Annotated in this window: 16 protein-coding genes; 8 read left to right on the plus strand and 8 right to left on the minus strand. The window is 72.9% G+C overall.

Annotated elements, in window-relative coordinates:
• Nucleotides 1–8: 8 nt before the first annotated feature.
• On the plus strand, nt 9–434 hold the full coding sequence (locus tag ACFYVJ_RS28220) for a hypothetical protein (RefSeq protein ID WP_388897110.1): 426 nt from the start codon (nt 9–11) through the stop codon (nt 432–434).
• A 122-nt stretch (nt 435–556) separates the two neighbouring features.
• On the plus strand, nt 557–1,675 hold the full coding sequence (gene serC, locus ACFYVJ_RS28225) for a phosphoserine transaminase (protein ID WP_388897113.1): 1,119 nt from the start codon (nt 557–559) through the stop codon (nt 1,673–1,675).
• A 108-nt stretch (nt 1,676–1,783) separates the two neighbouring features.
• Here the strand turns inward: serC and ACFYVJ_RS28230 are convergent, their stop codons facing one another.
• Nucleotides 1,784–2,641: an ABC transporter permease gene (locus ACFYVJ_RS28230; RefSeq protein WP_388897116.1), complete on the minus strand. Its 858-nt coding sequence runs from the start codon at nt 2,639–2,641 to the stop codon at nt 1,784–1,786.
• Nucleotides 2,638–3,717, minus strand: a complete 1,080-nt coding sequence (locus ACFYVJ_RS28235) for an ATP-binding cassette domain-containing protein (protein ID WP_388897119.1) — start codon at nt 3,715–3,717, stop codon at nt 2,638–2,640. The genes ACFYVJ_RS28230 and ACFYVJ_RS28235 overlap by 4 nt, the downstream gene beginning before the upstream one ends.
• A 130-nt stretch (nt 3,718–3,847) precedes the next feature.
• Here ACFYVJ_RS28235 and ACFYVJ_RS28240 point away from each other — a divergent pair, with 130 nt between their 5' ends.
• The gene (locus tag ACFYVJ_RS28240) at nt 3,848–4,633 is read left to right on the plus strand and encodes a TetR/AcrR family transcriptional regulator (RefSeq protein ID WP_388897238.1); all 786 of its coding nucleotides are present in this window, start codon (nt 3,848–3,850) and stop codon (nt 4,631–4,633) included.
• 119 nt (nt 4,634–4,752) lie between these two features.
• Here the strand turns inward: ACFYVJ_RS28240 and ACFYVJ_RS28245 are convergent, their stop codons facing one another.
• Nucleotides 4,753–5,772 carry a WD40 repeat domain-containing protein gene (locus tag ACFYVJ_RS28245; RefSeq protein WP_388897122.1) on the minus strand — a complete coding sequence of 340 codons (1,020 nt, stop codon included), beginning with the start codon at nt 5,770–5,772 and terminating at the stop codon, nt 4,753–4,755.
• A gap of 121 nt (nt 5,773–5,893) precedes the next feature.
• On the opposite strand from ACFYVJ_RS28245, the gene ACFYVJ_RS28250 reads away from it, so the two are divergent.
• Nucleotides 5,894–6,877, plus strand: coding sequence for an aldo/keto reductase (locus ACFYVJ_RS28250; RefSeq protein WP_388897241.1), 984 nt, complete (start codon nt 5,894–5,896; stop codon nt 6,875–6,877).
• 248 nt (nt 6,878–7,125) lie between these two features.
• Nucleotides 7,126–7,716 carry a Uma2 family endonuclease gene (locus ACFYVJ_RS28255; RefSeq protein WP_388897125.1) on the plus strand — a complete coding sequence of 197 codons (591 nt, stop codon included), beginning with the start codon at nt 7,126–7,128 and terminating at the stop codon, nt 7,714–7,716.
• 8 nt (nt 7,717–7,724) lie between these two features.
• Here the strand turns inward: ACFYVJ_RS28255 and thpR are convergent, their stop codons facing one another.
• From thpR to ACFYVJ_RS28270, 3 genes are all read right to left on the minus strand, one after another.
• Nucleotides 7,725–8,339 carry an RNA 2',3'-cyclic phosphodiesterase gene (gene thpR, locus ACFYVJ_RS28260; RefSeq protein ID WP_388897128.1) on the minus strand — a complete coding sequence of 205 codons (615 nt, stop codon included), beginning with the start codon at nt 8,337–8,339 and terminating at the stop codon, nt 7,725–7,727.
• 115 nt (nt 8,340–8,454) lie between these two features.
• Nucleotides 8,455–10,935: a cation-translocating P-type ATPase gene (locus ACFYVJ_RS28265; protein WP_388897131.1), complete on the minus strand. Its 2,481-nt coding sequence runs from the start codon at nt 10,933–10,935 to the stop codon at nt 8,455–8,457.
• Between the two features lie 10 nt (nt 10,936–10,945).
• Nucleotides 10,946–11,212 carry a DUF2530 domain-containing protein gene (locus ACFYVJ_RS28270; RefSeq protein ID WP_388897134.1) on the minus strand — a complete coding sequence of 89 codons (267 nt, stop codon included), beginning with the start codon at nt 11,210–11,212 and terminating at the stop codon, nt 10,946–10,948.
• 82 nt (nt 11,213–11,294) lie between these two features.
• On the opposite strand from ACFYVJ_RS28270, the gene ACFYVJ_RS28275 reads away from it, so the two are divergent.
• On the plus strand, nt 11,295–12,764 hold the full coding sequence (locus ACFYVJ_RS28275; RefSeq protein WP_388897137.1) for an NCS2 family permease: 1,470 nt from the start codon (nt 11,295–11,297) through the stop codon (nt 12,762–12,764).
• On the opposite strand, the gene ACFYVJ_RS28280 is transcribed toward ACFYVJ_RS28275, so the two are convergent.
• Nucleotides 12,719–12,994: a hypothetical protein gene (locus ACFYVJ_RS28280; protein ID WP_388897140.1), complete on the minus strand. Its 276-nt coding sequence runs from the start codon at nt 12,992–12,994 to the stop codon at nt 12,719–12,721. The genes ACFYVJ_RS28275 and ACFYVJ_RS28280 overlap by 46 nt on opposite strands.
• 149 nt (nt 12,995–13,143) lie before the next feature.
• Between ACFYVJ_RS28280 and ACFYVJ_RS28285 the strand changes: the two genes are divergently transcribed.
• Both ACFYVJ_RS28285 and ACFYVJ_RS28290 read left to right on the plus strand, forming a co-directional pair.
• Nucleotides 13,144–13,605 carry a MarR family winged helix-turn-helix transcriptional regulator gene (locus ACFYVJ_RS28285; protein WP_388897143.1) on the plus strand — a complete coding sequence of 154 codons (462 nt, stop codon included), beginning with the start codon at nt 13,144–13,146 and terminating at the stop codon, nt 13,603–13,605.
• A 28-nt stretch (nt 13,606–13,633) separates the two neighbouring features.
• Entirely contained in the window at nt 13,634–14,992 is a 1,359-nt protein-coding gene (locus ACFYVJ_RS28290) for an MFS transporter (protein ID WP_388897146.1), read from the plus strand.
• Nucleotides 14,993–15,110: 118 nt separating this feature from the next.
• Here ACFYVJ_RS28290 and ACFYVJ_RS28295 read toward each other — a convergent pair whose 3' ends face one another.
• On the minus strand, nt 15,111–18,305 hold the full coding sequence (locus tag ACFYVJ_RS28295) for a sacsin N-terminal ATP-binding-like domain-containing protein (protein ID WP_388897149.1): 3,195 nt from the start codon (nt 18,303–18,305) through the stop codon (nt 15,111–15,113).
• Nucleotides 18,306–18,410: the final 105 nt, after the last annotated feature.

Genomic DNA, 18,410 nt, shown 5'->3' on the forward strand with positions numbered 1-18,410 from the left:
GCGACAACGTGACAGCATTCGATGACCTTTCGCCCTATTCCTACCTTCCGGAAAGCATCCCTCCAGGCGTCTCCGCCCTCAACGTCGGCTGGCTGGATGCGGGGCAGGTCTTCCCGGTGGGAGAGGTGCCGGCGGGTTTCCTGGAGAAGCTCGGCGATCTCTGCGCTCACCACGCTCAAGCTCAGATGCGCGGCTGGCACTCGTGCAACCTGGAGCATGCGGGCGGTGCCCCTCCCTATCCGGTCACCGTCGATGTCGGGGGTCGCACGGTTGCGCTCGGGGGAGCCGAGATCCGGGTCGTCGATCGCGAGGGTGCCTGGCTGGCCGCTCCCAATCTGGTCTACCACTACGTGGAGGAGCACGGGTATCTCCCGCCCGGTGCGTTCATCGAAGGGGTGATGTCCGGCAGGGTGGCCGGAGAGGGCCGGGCGTGAGCCCGGCCCCGCCCCCACCACCGCATACGTACTCACCGGCGGGCAGCCCAGTACGTGACCGTCTCGTCTCAGAGGGTGGACGGGAGCGTCGTCGGCTGGTGGTCGGGTCGTAGGCTTCGGGGGTGGCTGAGATCGTGATTCCTGATGACATCAAGCCCGCCGACGGACGCTTCGGGTCGGGCCCGTCCAAGGTGCGCACCGAGGCGCTTGAGGCGCTGGCCGCCACCGGATCCTCTCTTCTCGGTACGTCTCACCGGCAGGCTCCCGTGCGGGACCTCGTCGGGCGGGTGCGTGACGGGGTGCGGGAGCTGTTCTCGTTGCCCGAGGGGTACGAGGTGGTTCTCGGGAACGGTGGGGCCACCGCGTTCTGGGACGTCGCCACCCACGGGCTGATCGAGCGCAAGTCGCAGCACCTGTCCTTCGGCGAGTTCTCCTCGAAGTTCGCCAAGGCCGCGAAGCTCGCCCCGTGGCTGGACGAGCCGACCGTCGTCTCGTCCGAGCCTGGTACGCACCCCGAGGCGCGGGCCGAGGCCGGGGTCGACGTGTACGCGCTGACGCACAACGAGACCTCCACCGGTGTGGCCATGCCGCTGCGCCGGGTCGAGGGGGCCGACGACGGGGCGCTCGTGCTCGTCGACGCGACGTCCGGGGCCGGCGGGCTGCCGGTGGACGTGGCGGAGACCGACGTGTACTACTTCGCGCCGCAGAAGTCCTTCGCCTCCGACGGCGGGATCTGGATCGCCGCGTTCTCGCCCGCCGCCCTGGAGCGGGCCGCGCGCGTGCACGCCTCCGGGCGGCACGTGCCGGAGTTCTTCTCGCTGCCCACGGCGATCGACAACTCCCGCAAGAACCAGACGTACAACACCCCCGCCCTCGCCACCCTCTTCCTCCTTGCCGAGCAGCTCGACTGGATGAACGGCCAGGGCGGTCTGGACTGGGCCGTACGCCGCACCGCCGCCTCCGCCCGCACGCTCTACGGCTGGGCCGAGGAGGCGAAGGCCACCACGCCGTTCGTCGCCGACCCGGCGCAGCGGTCCGCGGTCGTCGGCACGATCGACTTCTCCGACGACGTGGACGCCGCCGCCGTCGCCAAGACGCTGCGCGCCAACGGCATCGTGGACACCGAGCCGTACCGCAAGCTGGGGCGCAACCAGCTCCGGATCGCGATGTACCCCGCGGTCGACCCGGCCGACGTCGAGGCCCTGACCCGCTGCATCGACTACGTGGTCGAGCGGATCTGAACTCCGTTCACCCGTTACGGGCCCGGCGCGCCTCCCGCGTGCCGGGCCCGTTCCCGTTCCGTACGTGCCCTCGGTGCGGCCGCGGCCCCGCCGCGGGCGACAGCCGCCTCAGAGCGACAGCCGCTGGTACTTCCGCACCGCCAGCGGCAGGAACACCGCCGTGATCACCACCGGCCACACCACCGCCATCAGCATCGCGTGCTGCTCGATCCACGAGTCGCCCAGCCGCCCCGGGTTGCCGAACAGCTCGCGCACCGCGTTGGCCGTGGAGGACACCGGGTTCCACATCGCTATCGCGCCCAGCCAGCCCGGCATGTCCGCCGGCGAGGCGAAGACGCTGGAGACCATGCCGAACGGGAACGCGACCGCGAAGAGGTTGCCCGCCGCCTCCTGGTTGGGCGTCAGCAGACCGAGCACCACCCCGACCCAGATCAGCGCGAAGCGCAGCCACAGCAGCAGCGCGAAGGCCGCCGCGGTCTCCAGCACCGAGCCGTCCGAGCGCCAGCCGATGACCAGCGCGATCGCCGCCATCACCGCCAGGTCCAGCGCGGCGCCGATGAGGTCGGACACGCCCCGGCCGCTGACCACGGCCGACGGGGACATCGGCATGGAGCGGAAGCGGTCGGTGATGCCGTGCTCCTTGTCGATGGCGATCAGCATGGCGGTGTTCATGAACCCGAAGGCCATGGTCATCGCGAACATGCCGGGCATCGCATACGACTTGTAGGCGTCCGCGCCGCCCTCCATCGCGCTGCCGAAGACGTAGACGAAGAGCAGCACGGAGACGACGGGGAAGCCGAGCTGCCAGGCGATGTTGGACGGCTGCCTGCGGTAGTGCAGCAGGCCGCGGCGTACGACGGTCCAGCAGTCGGCGATCGCCCACTTCAGCGCCCCGCCGGGGGCCTGCTCGCGGGCGGGGGACCGGGGGCGCTTCTCGGCCGCCGCGCTGTCGGTGACGGTGCTCATGCGACCGTGGCCTCCTCTTTCCTGCCGGATGCCTTCTTGCCGGATGCCTTGCCGCCGGAGCCTTGCTTGCCGGCACCCTTCTTGTCGGAGTCCTGCTTGCCCGCCGCCTCCGCCGGCTCCTTCTCCGCCGCGGTGTGCCCCGTCAGGCTCAGGAACACGTCGTCGAGCGTGGGCCGCCGCAGCGCTATGTCGTCCACCGCCACCCCCTCGTCCTGCAAAGTCCGCGCGACCTCCGTCAGCGCCGCGACCCGGTCGGTCACCGCGCCGTGCACCCGCAGCTCCTCCAGGTCGATGGCCGGGTCGGCCCCCGAGACCCGGGCGACGGCCCGCACCGCGTCCGGGATCTCCTCCGCGGAGCCGACGACGACCTCGATACGGTCGCCCCCGACCGTGTTCTTCAGCGCGGCCGGGGTGTCGTCCGCGATCGTCCGGCCGTCGTCGATGACGGCGATGCGGTCGGCGAGCTTGTCGGCCTCGTCCAGATACTGCGTCGTCAGCAGCACCGTCGTGCCGCCGGCCACCAGGTCCCGCACCGCCTCCCAGACCTCGCCGCGGCTGCGCGGGTCGAGGCCGGTCGTCGGCTCGTCCATGAACAGCACGTCCGGCGCGAGGATCATGCTCGACGCCAGGTCGAGCCGGCGGCGCATGCCGCCGCTGTACTCCTTGGCGCCCTTGTCCGCGGCCTCGGTCAGCCCGAACTGCTCCAGCAGCTCCACCGCCCGCTCGCGGGCGCGCCGGGAGCCGAGGTGGAACAGCCGGGCGAACATCTCCAGGTTCTGCCGGCCCGTCAGCACCTCGTCCACCGCCGCGTACTGCCCGGCGAGGCCGATCCGCCGGCGCACCTTGACCGGCTCCTTCATCACGTCGTGCCCGCCGACGCGGGCCTGTCCGCCGTCGAGGCGGATGAGGGTGGACAGGATCCGCACCGCCGTGGTCTTGCCGGCGCCGTTGGGGCCGAGCAGGCCGTAGACCGTGCCGTACGGCACGGTCAGGTCGAAGCCGTCGAGGGCCCGCTTCTCTCCGTAGCGCTTCTGCACGCCGTCCGCCACGACGGCGTCGGCCGAGCTTGCCTTCACGCTCTTCCTCCCCTATCTGAGTACGCCGTACTCATTTACGCATACGGTGTACGCAGATCGCAAGTCCGCAGCTAGACTCGGCCGCATGGCGGCACGGGAACACAGCGGCAGCGGCGACCTCAGCCGCAGCATGGCCCTGCTCTGGGGCATCGACGAGCGCGGCAAGCGCGGTCCGAAGCCCGGCATCTCGGTGGACCGGATCGTGTTCACCGCGATCGGCATCGCGGACGCCGAAGGGCTGGAGGCGGTCTCGATGCGCAAGATCGCCGTGAGCCTCGGCGTGGGCACCATGTCGCTGTACCGGCACGTGCCCGGCAAGGCCGAGCTGCTGGACCTGATGCTCGACGGCGTCGGGTCGATCGAGCCGGAGGACGTCGAGCGCTTCGAGAGCCGGCCGACCTGGCGGGAGCGGCTGCGGGAGCTGGCCCGCTCCTTCTGGGAGCACTACCTCGAACACCCGTGGCTGCTCCACGTCGACCAGGGCCGGCCCGTCCTCGGCCCCAACGGGCTGGACTCCTTCGAGCTGGCCCTCAGCGGCTTCGACGGGCTGCTGCTCACCGACCAGGAGAAGGTCGGCTTCATCACCGCGCTCGACTCCACCGCCGCCGGCCTCGCCCGGGTGCACGTCAACGCCAAGCAGGCGGAGGAGCGGACCGGGATCAGCGACCAGGAGTTCTGGGAGGCGCAGTCACCGGCGCTGGAGTCGGCGATGACGTCCGGGCGCTATCCGAGGATCGCCGGACTGTCCGAGGACTCCTTCTCGGCCCTGGACGAGGAGACGTACAAGTTCGCCACGGAGCGGATGCTCGACGGCCTGGAGGCGCTGCTCGAACGCCGCCGCGCGACGGGATGGACCCCGCCGCAGGGCGGGGCGGGGATCTTCCACCCGGAGGAGTGCCAGACGGAAGACGCCTGACGGGGATCCGGCCGCGCCCGGAGCGACTCCGCGCAGTCGGTCGCGCCCGGAGCGACCCCGGGCAGTCCGGTCGCGCATGGAGCGACCCACTCAGTCCGGTCACAGCCGGAGCGACCTGCTCAGTCCGGTCGCGGCCGCCGCGACAGCAGCTTGCGCAGCCCCACCACCGCGCCGATGCCACCGGCCACCAGCAGCACCGTCTTCAGCGGGTCGCGTTCCTCGTCGTCCCCCGCGCCGCTCGCGCCGTCGCCAGAGCCGTCCCCCGCGCCGTCGCCGGACCCGCCCGACTCCGCCGACGAGTCGCCGCCGCCCTCGGCCTCACGCCGGATCAGGTCGCTCTGCTCCCCCTCGCTCCCGAACACGATCGCCGACCCGTCCGCCGTGTACGTCATCGACTCGCCCTGCCGCTGCAGCGGCACGTCGAGACGCCCGTCCTCCTTCGGCCTGCCGTTCTCGAAGCGGTACATCCGGCCGCCGACGTAGCTGCGCAGCGCGAGCCGCGTGCCGTCGGGCGAGAACGCACCGTCCGTCACCCACAGGTTGACCGGCGCGACCCGCTCGAAGATGTTCATCGAGCCCGTCGACAGCTCCCCGGGACCGGCGTACAGCGCCGCGCCCCCGTTCTCCTTCTTGCTCACCACGTACACCCGCCCCGACTTCGGGTGCACCATCAGCGCCTCCGCGTCCCGCGGCCCGTCCTCGTACTGCGCCTCGTACTGCACCGCGTCCACGGTCGCGTCCTCGAGCTGCTTCGGCTCGGGGAAGCGGTAGATCCACACGTACGACCAGGAGCCGTCCATGTTGTCGCCGATGTCGCCGACGTAGAGCTGGTTGTCGGGCCCGAGCGAGATGGCCTCGACGTCGCGCGGCTCCCCTATGCCGCGCAGCGTGATCGTCGCCAGCGTCTCGCCGGTCTCGCCGTCGACGGCGTAGACGTACGGACCGTCGTCGGAGTCGTTGTGCGTCCAGTACACGTTCTCGTGCTGCCGGCTGGCGGCCAGCCCGCTGGACTCGGTGATCCGCGGGTCGGTGAGTATCACGTCGTCCTGCGCCGCGGCGGGCGGGGCGTACGCGGCGGAGGTCGCCACCGCCGCCGCGGTCAGGAGGGCGGCGGCGGTCGGCAGGCGGTGGGCGCGCATGGCGCCAAGCCTGCCATGCGCGCGCGGCGGTACGGGGGCCGGATCCGCGTGCCGGATGCGCCTGCGCTGCACGTGCGTGGTGCTTGCTTCGAGCGCGCTCGAAGGAGTTGGCTTGATCCTCATGAGGTATACGCAGTTGGGACGTACGGGACTCAAGGTCAGCCGGCTCGTGCTCGGCACCATGAACTTCGGTCCGCACGCGGACGAGGCCGCGAGCCACGCCATGATGGACGCCGCCCTCGACGCGGGCATCAACTTCTTCGACACCGCCAATGTCTACGGCTGGGGCGAGAACAAGGGCCGCACCGAGGAGATCGTCGGCACCTGGCTCGCGCAGGGCGGCGGCCGCCGCGACAAGGTCGTGCTCGCCACCAAGGTCTACGGCTCGATGGCCGCCGACCGCGACGCCACCTGGCCCAACCACGACCGGCTCTCGGCGCTCAACATCCGCCGCGCCGTCGACGCCAGCCTCAAGCGGCTGCAGACGGACCACATCGACCTCTACCAGTTCCACCACGTCGACCGGCACACGCCCTGGGACGAGATCTGGCAGGCCGTCGACGTCCTCGTACAGCAGGGCAAGATCCTCTACGTCGGCTCGTCGAACCACGCGGGCTGGCACATCGCGCAGGCCAACGAGGCGGCGCGGCGGCGGCACTCGCTGGGCCTGGTGAGCGAGCAGTGCCTCTACAACCTGTATGAGCGGCGCGCCGAGATGGAGGTCATCCCGGCCGCCGAGAGCTACGGCCTCGGCGTCATCGCGTGGTCCCCGCTGGGCGGCGGCCTGCTGGGCGGCGCGCTGCGCAAGGAGCGCGAGGGCGGCGGGGCGCGCTCGGCGGCGGCGCTGTCGCGGGGCGCGGTGCGCGAGCAGGTGCAGGCGTACGAGGACCTGGTCGCCGAGCACGGCCTGGACCCGGCGGAGGTGGCCCTCGCGTGGCTGCTGACGCGGCCGGGCGTGACGGGCCCGATCGTGGGCCCGCGCACGATGGAGCAGCTCACGTCGGCGCTGCCGGCGCTGGACCTGACGCTGTCGGACGGGCTGCTGGCGTCGCTCGACGAGATCTTCCCGGGCCCGGGTCCGTCCCCGGAGGCGTTCGCCTGGTGAGCGTCCCGTAGGCGGACGGGTCAGCCGCCGAAGGCGGCGGCGATGGCGACGACGGCGAAGATCAGCACGAGCGTGGCGCTGACGACGCGGATGCGGGTCTTGGCGTTCACGCGTACGAGCTTACGGGCCCGCCGCCCCCCGCGGGGCGGCGGGCCCGGCGGTGTGGAAACAGGCGTGACGACTCACCGTGAGTATCGTTGTACTGCGCGGCTGCATGCGATCAAGCGGCAGCGGGGAGGAGCGCCACGATGACCGTCGTTGACACCGACAGGATCGAGATGGCCGAAGAGAGCGACGAACTCACCCTCGACAAGTTGTTCGAGCGGCTGGAGCGGATGCCTGTCCCCGAGGGATACAAGGTTGAAATCGTCGAGGGGGCTGTCTACATGTCGCCGCAGCGGCAGAACCACTGGTTGATCACTGCGGATATCTACGATCAGCTACGTACTCAGTATCCCCGGACGCGCACCGCATCCGACGTCCGCATCGACTTCCCAGGCCACCTGAACGGCTTCGCCTCCGACGTCGCCGCGATGGTGAAGGGCGCCGAACCCAGCGCCACGGGCCGCTGGCGGCCACAGGACGTCGAATTCGTGGCTGAGGTGATCTCCAAAAGCACCGCTGCCAACGACTACGGACCGAAGAAGGCGGCGTACGCGACCGCAGAGGTACCGGTGTATCTGATCGCCGATCCCTGCACCGGCAAGTGCCACCTGCACCTCATGCCCAAGGACGGGGAGTACCGCGTCGAGACCACCCTCGACTTCGGCATGGACGTCGACCTCACCGAGACCCCTGTCGGGCTCAAGCTGGCGACCGGCGAGTTCCCCCGGGACTGAGCGCCCGGCTATGCCCCGCTCCCGCCGAGGGGCCAGGTGGCTACGGGCTCGTAGTGGGGCTGGGCGCCCGGGTGGCCCGGGGGTGGGGGGTGGCTGCGGACGAGGGTGAGGGTGGTCAGGTCGCGGTGCGGGGTGGTGAAGTCGCGTAGCGCGTACGCGAACGGGGCCAGGTCCGTGCCCGCGCCGCGGCGCTGGCGGGCCAGCGTCAGGTGCGGGCGGTAGCGGCGCTCCGGTCGCCGCGGGCCCCCGCCCCCGCCCTGCCGCGCCGCCAGCGGCACCCCCGCCGTGCGGTGCCCCGCCGCCGCGGCGCCCGCCGCGAGCCGGCCCAGCTCCTCGACGTCGCCCGCCGCCCCCGCCCACAGCACCGTGTCGGAGAACCGCCCGCCCCCCGCCAGCCGCAGCCCCACCGGCCCCCGGCGCCGCGCCGCCCGCGCCAGCCGCTCCGCCAGCTCCGCGACGGAACCGGCCGGCACCTCCCCGTAGAACGCCACCGTGAGGTGCCAGCCCTCCCGCGGCACCCAGCGCAGCCGCCCGGCGCCTGGCAGCCGCCGCAGCCGGCCGACCACCTCCGCCAGTTCCCCCAGCACCTCCGCGGGCGGGATCACCGCGGCGAACAGCCTCATCGCGCGCGGCCCGCCGGCATCCGGCTCGCCCGAAACCGGCCCGCCCGGAACCGGCCCGCCTGCACCCGGCTCGCCCGCACCCGTACCGCCCGCCGCCACGGCCGTCACGCCCGCCTCAGTCCGGGAACCGGCGCGTCACCCACCGCCACGCGAACTCCAGCAGCACCGCCGACACGACCGCGATCCCCACCGCCGTCCACGGCATCTCCGTACCCACCAGCTTCAGCGCGAAGAACTTCTGCAGCCACGGCGTGACCAGCACCATCACGAACCCCAGCGCCATCGTCCCGACCAGCCCCACCCGCCACCAGGTGTACGGCCGCGCGACGATCACCAGCACCCACATCGCGATCAGGAACAGCGTCAGCGTCGCCGCCGACGTCTCCGCGTCCAGCGCCCCGGGCCCCGAGTAGTGGGACCGCGCCAGCATGTATGTCACGAACGTCGCCGTCCCGGCGATCAGCCCCGCCGGGATCGCGTACCGCATCACCCGGCGCACGAAGTGCGGCCGCGCCCGCTCCTTGTTCGGCGCCAGCGCCAGGAAGAACGCCGGCACGCCGATCGTCAGCGTCGACAGCAGCGTCAGATGCCGCGGCAGGAAGGGATACGGCACCTGCGTGGCGACGACGAGCAGCGCCAGCAGCACCGAGTAGACGGTCTTGACCAGGAACAGGTTCGCGACCCGCTCGATGTTGCCGATGACCCGGCGGCCTTCGGCGACCACCGAGGGGAGGGTGGCGAAGCTGTTGTTCAGCAGGACGATCTGCGCGACGGCCTTCGACGCCTCCGAGCCCGAGCCCATGGACACGCCGATGTCCGCGTCCTTCAGCGCCAGCACGTCGTTGACGCCGTCGCCCGTCATCGCCACGTCGTGGCCGCGGGACTTCAGCGCGGCGACCATGTCGCGCTTCTGCTGGGGGTTGACGCGGCCGAAGACCGCGTTGTCGTCGAGGACGGCGGCCATCTCGTCGCGATCGGCGGGCAGGGTGCGCGCGTCGACCGTACGGTCCGCGCGCGCCATGCCGAGCTTCGCGGCCACCGCGCCCACGGACACCGCGTTGTCCCCCGAGATGATCTTCGTCTCGACCCGCTCGTCCGCGAAGTACCGGAGGGTGTCGGCGGCGTCCGGGCGCAGCCGCTGCTCCAGGACGACCAGCGCGGCGGGCTCGACGCCGGCCGCCACCTCCGGGTCGTCGAGATCCCGTACGGCGCGGGCGAGCAGCAGCACGCGCAGGCCCTGGGCGTTGAGGTCGTCGATCTCGGCGAGGGAGTCGTCGCCGGCGGGCAGCAGCACGTCGGGGGCGCCCAGCAGCCACGTGCCCGCACCGGCACCGTCCCCGTCGAACGCCGCCCCGCTGTACTTGCGCGCCGAGGAGAACGGCAGCGCCCCCGTGCAGCGCAGCTCCCCGGTGTCCGGGTACGCCTCGATGATGGCCTGGAGGCTGGCGTTCGGCCGCGAGTCGGACGAGCCGAACGCGCCCAGCACCCGCCGTACGTCCGCCTCCGCCGTGCCGCCCAGCGGCCGCAGCTCGGTGACGTCCATGCCGCCCTCGGTGAGGGTGCCGGTCTTGTCGAGGCAGACGACGTCGACCCGCGCGAGCCCCTCGATCGCGGGCAGCTCCTGCACGAGGCACTGCTTGCGGCCGAGCCGGATGACCCCTATGGCGAACGCCACCGAGGTCAGCAGCACCAGCCCCTCGGGCACCATCGGCACGATGCCGCCGACCATGCGGCGGATGGCGTCCTGCGGGCTGTTGTTCTCGACCACGAGCTGGCTGATGACCAGTCCGATGGCGGCCGGGATCATCATGTACGTCACGTACTTGAGGATCGTGCTGATGCCGCTGCGCAGCTCGGAGTGGACGAGCGTGAAGCGCGACGCCTCCTCCGCCAACTGCACGGCGTACGCCTCGCGCCCCACCTTCGTCGCCGTGAACGCGCCGCCGCCGGCGACGACGAAGCTGCCGGAGAGCACCTTGTCGCCGGGCTGCTTGACGACGGGGTCGGCCTCGCCGGTGAGCAGCGACTCGTCGACCTCCAGGCTGTCGGACTCCAGCACCTCGCCGTCGACGACGACCTTGTCGCCGGGCCCCAGCTCGACGAGGTCGCCGAGGACGATCTCGGCGGTGGGGATCTCCACGCTGCGGCCGTCGCGGCGCACCTGCGGCCTGGCCTCGCCGATGACGGCGAGGTTGTCGAGGGTCTTCTTGGCGCGCAGCTCCTGGATGATGCCGATGCCGGTGTTCGCGAGGATCACGAAGCCGAAGAGGCTGTCCTGGATGGGCGCGACGACGAGCATGATGACCCACAGGACGCCGATGATGGCGTTGAAGCGGGTGAAGACGTTGGCGCGGACGATGTCGGCGGTGGAGCGGGAGGAGCGTACGGGAACGTCGTTGACCTCGCCGCGGGCGACGCGCTCGGCGACCTCGGCGGTGGTGAGCCCGTCGTGCCGCAGCGCGACGGCGGTACCGCCCGCCCCGTTCGCCCCGCCCCGGCCCGGCTCTCCGCCGGGCTCCCCGCCACTCCCGCCCGACGTACCGCCGGGCTCCGGCCCCTCGCCGCCGTCGGCGGCCGTCTCGACCCGCTGCGTCATGCGTACGACGTTACGTGTTCGACTGGGCGCCCGTGTCGCCGCCCCGCGCAAGCGCGGCCTCGCGGCGGCGTACGTACCAGAGGCCGAGGACGCCGAGACCGGCGCCCGCCAGGCAGGTCCACAGCCACCACATGCGGTCGTGGTCGTCCAGCCAGCCGAGGAACGGCAACTGGACCACGAAGAGCACGAGCCACAGCACGGTGCCGCCGACCGTCACCGCCCTGATGTCGCCCTCGAACGGCTCCGGCGCCGCGTGCCTGTACGCCTTCTTGCCCATGTCGACCAGGGTACGGGGCCGATCACGGCGGCATACTGAGTGGGCACCGAAGTCCGGCCGCTGTTCCGCACGAAGGTCACGCATGCCCCCCAACGCGAAGACCACCGGTACGGCCCCCGGGGACGGCCCCCCGCCCCGGCCCCCTTCGCCGCTCGACGCCTACTTCCACATCTCGCGGCGCGGGTCGTCCGTCACCCAGGAGCTGCGGGGCGGGCTGGCGACGTTCTTCGCCATGGCGTACATCATCGTGCTGAACCCGATCATCCTGGGCTCGGCGAAGGACAAGTTCGGCCACAAGCTGGACCACGGCGAACTGGTCACGGCCACCGTGCTGGTCGCGGCGGTGACCACCCTCCTCATGGGCGTCCTCGGCAACGTCCCCGTCGCCTGCGCCGCGGGACTCGGCATCAACGCCGTGGTGTCGCTCCAGCTCGCGCCGGAGATGTCGTGGGCGGACGCGATGGGCATGGTGGTGCTCGCGGGGCTGATCATCATGCTGCTGGTGGCCACGGGGCTACGGGAACGGGTGATGTCCGCGATCCCCGACGGCCTGCGCAAGGCCATCGCGATCGGCATCGGCCTGTTCATCGCCCTCGTCGGCCTGGTCGACGCGGGCTTCGTCACCCGCAACCCGGACTCCGCGCAGACCACCGTCCCCCTCACCCTGGGCACGGCGGGCCACCTGAAGGGGTGGCCGGTCCTGGTCTTCATGCTGGGCCTCGGGCTGACCTTCGTGCTGCTGGCCCGCCGCTTCCGCGGCGCGATCCTGGTCAGCATCGTCACGATGACGGTCCTCGCCGTGATCATCCACGCGGTCGCCGACCTCCCGGAGAAGGAGTGGGGCCTGACGGCGCCGGTGCTCCCCGACCACGTCGTCGAGGCCCCCCACTTCGGCCTGCTCGGCAGGGCGAGCCTCTTCGGCGGCTTCCGCGAGGCGGGGATCCTGACGGGCTGCCTCTTCGTCTTCACCGTGCTGCTGTCCGGCTTCTTCGACGCGATGGGCACGATCCTCGGCGTCACGGAGGAGGCCCGCCTGCTCGACGAACACGGCCGCCTCCCCGAGATGAACCGGGTCCTCATGGCCGACGGCGCCGCGGTCGCCCTGGGCGGCGCCGCCTCCGCCTCGGCGAGCACGGCCTTCGCCGAGTCCACCGCGGGCGTCGGCGAGGGCGCGCGTACGGGCCTCGCGAACCTGGTCACCGGCGGGCTGTTCCTGCTGGCGCTGGTCTTCACCCCGCTGGTGACGATCGTCCCCTCGCAGGCGGCGACCCCGGCGCTGGTGGTGGTCGGCTTCCTGATCCTGTCGGCCAACATCCGCAGCATCGACTGGTCCGACACGACGATCGCGGCCCCCGCCTTCCTGACCATCGTCCTGATGCCGTTCAGCTACAGCATCACGGTCGGCATCGGCATGGGCTTCCTCGCCCACACCCTCCTGCGCACGGCGGTCGGCCGCCCGGCGAGCGTCCGGCCGGCGCTGTGGGTGACGTCGGCGGTGTTCGTCGTCTACTTCGCCCTGGAACCCATCGAACGCTGGCTGGGCCTCAACTGACCGTGTCCCGCGGCGGTGGCGGCCGGAACCGGGGCCGTGGGCGTGGTCGTGGGCCAGTGGGTGAGGCGGGCGGATTCTGCTTCTGCGGTCTGGACGCGTTCGTCGAAGTCGTTGCGCTGCAGCAGTTGCAGCACATAGTCCTGCACCGGCATGTCCCGCTTCGCCGCGTGGGTGCGGAGGCGGTCGAGGAGGTTGCCGTCTATTCGCAGACTCAGCACGTGTGTCCCCATGCCGCTCAGGGTCGCCCGTCGCGTATACCGGGGGCGGGCTTTCCCGTACGCGGTCATCCTTTCGGGTGGGCCGCACGACCAGGCCGTAACCTCCTCTGTCTCGGCTTCCGAACTTTACTTAGCTAAAGTAATGAGGTACGCTAATGACCATGCCCGACCTGTCCCAGGAGGAGAACGCCGCCGCGGTGAACTCGCTCCGCTCCGCGATCATGCGCCTGACCCGCCGGCTGCGGCACCAGCGCGTGGACGAGTCGCTGAGCCCGACCGAGATGTCGGTGCTCGGCACGCTCTTCCGCTGCGGTCCGCTCGGCCCCGGTGAGCTGGCGCGCAAGGAGCACGTCCAGCCGCCGTCGATGACGCGCATCGTCGCCATGCTGGAGACCAAGGGGCTGGTCCGGCTGGAGCCGCACCCGGAGGACCGGCGGCAGAAGGTCGTCAGCCAGACCGAGCAGGCCGAGGCGATGCTCGAGGAGAGCCGCCGCAAGCGCAACGCCTGGCTGGCCGAGCTGGCCGGAGGTCTCTCCGAGGAGGAGTGGGCCACGCTGCGCGACGCCGCGCCGGTGCTCGAAAAGCTGGCCCACCTGCCGATGCCGGAGGCCACACCACGCTGACGAAGGACGATGACCGGAGGAGAACGCCTTGAGTACGGGACCCGGAGCAGACTCCGCACCCGCACCCGCGCCCGATGACTACGAAGAAGAAGAGGAGAGCAGCAGACGCGGCACCTTCAGCTCGCTGAGGATCCGCAACTACCGGCTCTTCGCCGGCGGCCAGGTGGTCTCCAACACCGGTACCTGGATGCAGCGCATCGCCCAGGACTGGCTGGTGCTCAGCCTCACGGGATCCGCCACCGCCGTCGGCATCACCACCGCGCTGCAGTTCCTGCCCATGCTGCTGTTCGGCCTCTACGGCGGCGTCCTCGCCGACCGGCTGCCGAAGCGCAAGCTGCTCCTGGCCACCCAGGCTGCCATGGGCCTCATCGGCCTCGCGCTCGCGGCGCTCACGCTGAGCGGAGCCGTGACGGTCTGGCACGTCTACCTCATGGCGTTCCTGCTCGGCCTCGCCACCGTCGTCGACAACCCGGCGCGGCAGGTGTTCGTCGCCGAGCTGGTCGGCAAGGAGCAGATGCAGAACGCCGTCAGCCTCAACGCCGCCAACTTCCAGACGGCCCGCCTCCTCGGGCCCGCCGTCGCCGGCGTCCTCATCACCGCCGTGGGCAGCGGCTGGGCGTTCCTGCTGAACGGGCTCTCCTTCATCGCCCCCATCACCGGGCTGCTGCTCATGCGCACCGCGGAGCTGCACCGCGTCGAGCGCGCGCCGCGCGGGAAGGGGCAGTTGCGCGAGGGCCTGAAGTACGTCGCCGGGCGGCCCGAGCTGCTGTGGCCGATCGTCCTGGTCGGCTTCATCGGCACGTTCGGCTACAACTTCCCGATCTGGCTCACCGCGTACGTGGACGAGGTCTTCCACGGCGACGCCGGCACGTACGGGCTGCTGAACTCGCTGATGGCCGCCGGCTCCCTCGGCGGCGCGCTGTTCGCGGCGCGGCGCGGGGTCAGCAGGATGCGGCTGACGGTGCTCGCGGCGCTGGCGTTCGGCGTGCTGGAGATCGTCGCGGCGGTGTCGCCGGCGTTCTGGCTCTTCGCAGCGCTGCTGGTGCCGGTGGGCGCGGCCGGGCTGCTCTTCAACACGACCGCGAACGCCAACGTCCAGCTCGCCACGGACGAGGCCATGCGGGGCCGGGTGATGAGCCTGTTCGTCATGGTGTTCGTCGGCGGGACGCCGATCGGCGGGCCGGTCGTCGGCTGGGCGACGGACACGTTCGGCGCCCGGATCGGGTTCCTGACCTGCGGGGTGATATCCGCGCTCGCGGCCGTCACGGTGGGTCTGGTGCTGGCCCGGGTCGGCGGGCTGCGGCTGCGGATAGACCTGCGGCGGGGGCGCAAGCACGTCGCGTTCGTGCCGTCGCAGCGGGCGGAGGAGCTGGCTCCGGCGGCGTAGGCACGGAAGGTTCCACGGGGCCGGGTGACTGCTTGTTCCGTTCACCCGGCCCCTGTTGCGCCCTTCCGTGCCCGGGGTCCTGGGGACCGCCCCTCCTCAGTCGAACCTCAGTCGGGCCTCAGTCGAACCATCGGGCCTCCGCCAGCTCCCGCGTCCGCGTCGGGTCCTCCAGCAGCGCCGCCGCCTCGAACCGCCGCTGCCACTGCCCCGTAGCCCACGCCAGACCGGCCGCCAGGCCCTCCATCGTGGCCGCGTGGACGGTGCCGTCCGGAGTGCGGCGCCAGTCGAGTTCGGTGCCGCCCGCGGTCAGTTGCCCGTGTTCCTCGTACGTCGCCGGGGTGTCCGGGCCGAGCAGGTCCCGTACGGGCCGCGGGACCTCGCGGGTCTCGCCCGCCGTGTCCACCGGGGCCTCGTACACCTCCGTCAGCCGCCGGACCTGGAGCAGTTCCCCCAGCGCCGCCGCCTGCCCCGGGGCGACCGGGAGCAGCGGGTGCGCGGTGGCCAGGGGCACGAGGTCGGGGGCGTCCGCGACGAGGGCTTCGCCGGCCGGTACCACCTCCGTGGCGCCGTCGCGGACCGCGCGGAGGTCGTCCGGGAGGGTGACGTCCTCGGGGTCGAGTCCGGCGAGGAGGGTGTACAGGGCGTGGAGCCGGCCCGGGGGGACGTCGTGGGCGGGATCCGCGAGGCGGGCGAGGAGTTCCGCGGCGCCGCCCGGCTCGTCGAGGAGCGCGGCGGCGGAGGTGCGTACGCCCAGGGCGCGCAGGACCTGTTCGTCGCCGACGGCGGACGCGTCGGCCGCCTCGTACAGCCCGGTGAGCAGCGGGTCGCCGCCCGCGGCGCGCAGTCCCGCGGGCGGGCGGCCGTCGAGTACGGGGTTGCCGCGCAGCCACCAGGCGGTGTACGGGCGTACGGGATACGCCTCGCCGTTCGGCAGCAGGACGCGCGCCGGGCGCGTCAGCGCCTCGCGCAGCGGCGGGCGGGACAGCAGCGCGAGGGCCTGCGGCCAGTGCGCGTCGTCCACCAGGTCCAGGTCCCGTACGCCCACCAGTTCGGTGAGCACCGGCGGGACGGGGGTCTCCGGAAGCTGGTCGAGGACGTCCTCGCACCACACGTCGACCGCGTCGAGCAGCCCGGCGTCGTCGGCTTCGGGGTAGGGCGTGTCGCGGGGCTCCAGCTCGTCGGGGTCGAGGACGACGTCCTCGGCGCGTACGAGCACGAAGTCCGCCTGCACCCCCACCGCCGTCAACGGCTCCTCCCCCCACCGCTCGACCAGGCCGGCGGCGCAGTACGCCAGCTCACCCGGTCGGATGACGGCGGCGAACGGGCTGCCGGGGTAGACGAGTTCCCCGGCGGGGGCGGGGTCGCCGTCCTCGTCGGGCAGCGCGAGGGCGGCCAGCCACGGCTCGTCGCCCGGCGCCAGGTGCGCGTCGCGGACCAGCCCGAGGACGATGTCCGCCAGCTCCTCCGGATCCGGCGCGCCCTCCTCGGGCCCTTCGTCGAACCACACCTCCCCCGCGTCGAGCGACCCCGCCACCGCCGCCCGCACCTGCGGCGTCGTCAGCACGGCGCGCGGCGTGGCGGGCACGGCGCCGAGCTGCTCCAGCACGGGGTGCGCGGCGACGGGGTCGGCGACGCGCAGCCCGAGCCGGGCGAGCCGGGCGGACCGCCCGCTGGCGTCGCTCGTACCGCCGGTGTCGATGTCGCCGGCCGGCAGCAGCACCTGCCGCGGGCCGACGACCACGCGGCCGTCGGCCAGCGGCACCGGCAGGCCGCCCAGTTCCTCCGGGTCGGTGCCGGCGAGGGAGCCGTAGAGGCCGTGCCACCAGGCGGCCGGGCGCTCCACACGCGCCAGCCGTTCGACCAGTTCGCCGAGCGGCAGCCGGGCGACGCCGAGGGTGCGCAGCTCGCCGCGGCGCTCCAGACCGGCGGGCAGCAGGTGCGGGAAGACGTCGCCGAGCCGGCGTACCGTCTCGGCGCCCGCGCCCTCGGCGACCAGCGCGTCGCCGGGGCGCAGTGGCTGCGGCTTGGCGCCCTCCTCGGGCGCGGCCGGGGGCAGGAACGCGACGCCCGGCAGGAGCCGCAGGATGCCCGCGCGCAGGGCGCCGTCCAGCTCGCCGCGGCCGAGGGGTCCCGGCACGAGGTCGATGGTGCCGGGGGTCAGCGGGGCCCAGTCGGCGAGGAGTTCGGCGTAGGCGTCGGCGGCGCGGGCGACGAGGAAGTCGGTGAGCGGTCCCGGGGCGAGGTGGCGGCGGGTGGGTTCGAGGGGGAAGGACGCGATGAGCAGGGCGGGGACGCCGAGGGGTTCGTCGGTGGGGGTGGGGGCGTGGAGCACGGCGGCGGTGGCGGGCGCGGCGGGCGCGCCGTCGGGGTCCACGGGGACGGCCCAGGTGACGGTCCAGGTGGGGCGGAGGCGTTCCTCCACGGGGCGGCCGGCGAGGAGGTGGGGATCGAGGCGGCCCGCGGCGGTGCGGGTGCGGTAGCGGGTGGCGGCGGGATCTCCGGCCCGGGGGGGCCGGTCCGTGCGGCCGGTGTCCTCGACGACCGTGTACGGGCCGTCCTCGCGGCGGCGCAGCGTGCGTACGCCCCCGGGGGTCTCCACGACGACCTCGGCGAGGCCGGGCAGGGCGAGCAGCAGCGCGTCGTCGATGCCGCCGAGCAGCCGGCCGGCGAGGGCGGCGGCGGCCTCGTCGCGGAGCGGCAGCCGGACGGCGGTGTCGTACCCCTCGGGTACGGCCGGGGCGTCGGCCTCCGCGAGGGGCAGGGGAAGGCGTAGCAGGGGGACGTGGCCGTCGCGGCGGGCGGCTTCCCCGGCGAGCGCGGGGTTGCGCTCCGCGGTCGTACGGACCAGCTCCCGCGCCTCCGCCAGCGACCAGCGCACGCGGGCGCCGCCGCGGGAGGCGACCGCGGGCGCGTCGCTGACGGCCAGCACGGCCGAGAACCCCACCCCGAACCGCCCGACGGCCTCCTCGGTGTCCTCCCCGCGCTTGGCGGAGGCCCGCAGCGTCGACAGCGACTCGACCCCGGCGGCGTCGAGGGGCGCCCCGGAGTTGGCGACGGTCAGCACCCCGGCGCCTTCGCCTTCGCCGGTCGCCGTCAGCGTCAACCTCAGTCGGCCCGCCGCGCCTGCGCGCGCTGCCGCGTCCGCCGCGTTCTGCGCCAGCTCGACCACCAGGCGGTCGCGGTAGCCGCCGAGCGCCAGGTCCTCCTCCGCGTTGGCGTCCTCCCGGAAGCGCGCGGCCGAGGCCGCCCAGGCGTCGAGCGCCGCGGTACGCAGCCGGGCGGTGGGGTCGGCCACGGGGTCCAGGGGGTCCACTGAGGCTCCTTGTCGCGGGAGGTGCCGGTCCGCCGCAGCGTATTCGGTCCCCCGCCGCGTACGCGCGCCGCACCGGCCGCCGCGGCCGCCCGGGGCCCCCGGGCG

The organism is Streptomyces sp. NPDC004134 (assembly GCF_042874195.1).
GTDB lineage: Bacteria > Actinomycetota > Actinomycetes > Streptomycetales > Streptomycetaceae > Streptomyces.

Bases quoted from the DNA above. Each gene is read 5' to 3' on its own strand.
- ACFYVJ_RS28230 (WP_388897116.1), bottom strand. From the start codon at position 2,641: ATGAGCACCGTCACCGACAGCGCGGCGGCCGAGAAGCGCCCCCGGTCC.
- ACFYVJ_RS28240 (WP_388897238.1), top strand. From the start codon at position 3,848: ATGGCCCTGCTCTGGGGCATCGACGAGCGCGGCAAGCGCGGTCCGAAG.
- ACFYVJ_RS28245 (WP_388897122.1), bottom strand. From the start codon at position 5,772: ATGCGCGCCCACCGCCTGCCGACCGCCGCCGCCCTCCTGACCGCGGCG.
- ACFYVJ_RS28250 (WP_388897241.1), top strand. From the start codon at position 5,894: ATGAGGTATACGCAGTTGGGACGTACGGGACTCAAGGTCAGCCGGCTC.
- ACFYVJ_RS28255 (WP_388897125.1), top strand. From the start codon at position 7,126: ATGACCGTCGTTGACACCGACAGGATCGAGATGGCCGAAGAGAGCGAC.
- thpR (WP_388897128.1), bottom strand. From the start codon at position 8,339: ATGAGGCTGTTCGCCGCGGTGATCCCGCCCGCGGAGGTGCTGGGGGAA.
- ACFYVJ_RS28265 (WP_388897131.1), bottom strand. From the start codon at position 10,935: ATGACGCAGCGGGTCGAGACGGCCGCCGACGGCGGCGAGGGGCCGGAG.
- ACFYVJ_RS28270 (WP_388897134.1), bottom strand. From the start codon at position 11,212: ATGGGCAAGAAGGCGTACAGGCACGCGGCGCCGGAGCCGTTCGAGGGC.
- ACFYVJ_RS28275 (WP_388897137.1), top strand. From the start codon at position 11,295: ATGCCCCCCAACGCGAAGACCACCGGTACGGCCCCCGGGGACGGCCCC.
- ACFYVJ_RS28280 (WP_388897140.1), bottom strand. From the start codon at position 12,994: ATGGGGACACACGTGCTGAGTCTGCGAATAGACGGCAACCTCCTCGAC.
- ACFYVJ_RS28285 (WP_388897143.1), top strand. From the start codon at position 13,144: ATGCCCGACCTGTCCCAGGAGGAGAACGCCGCCGCGGTGAACTCGCTC.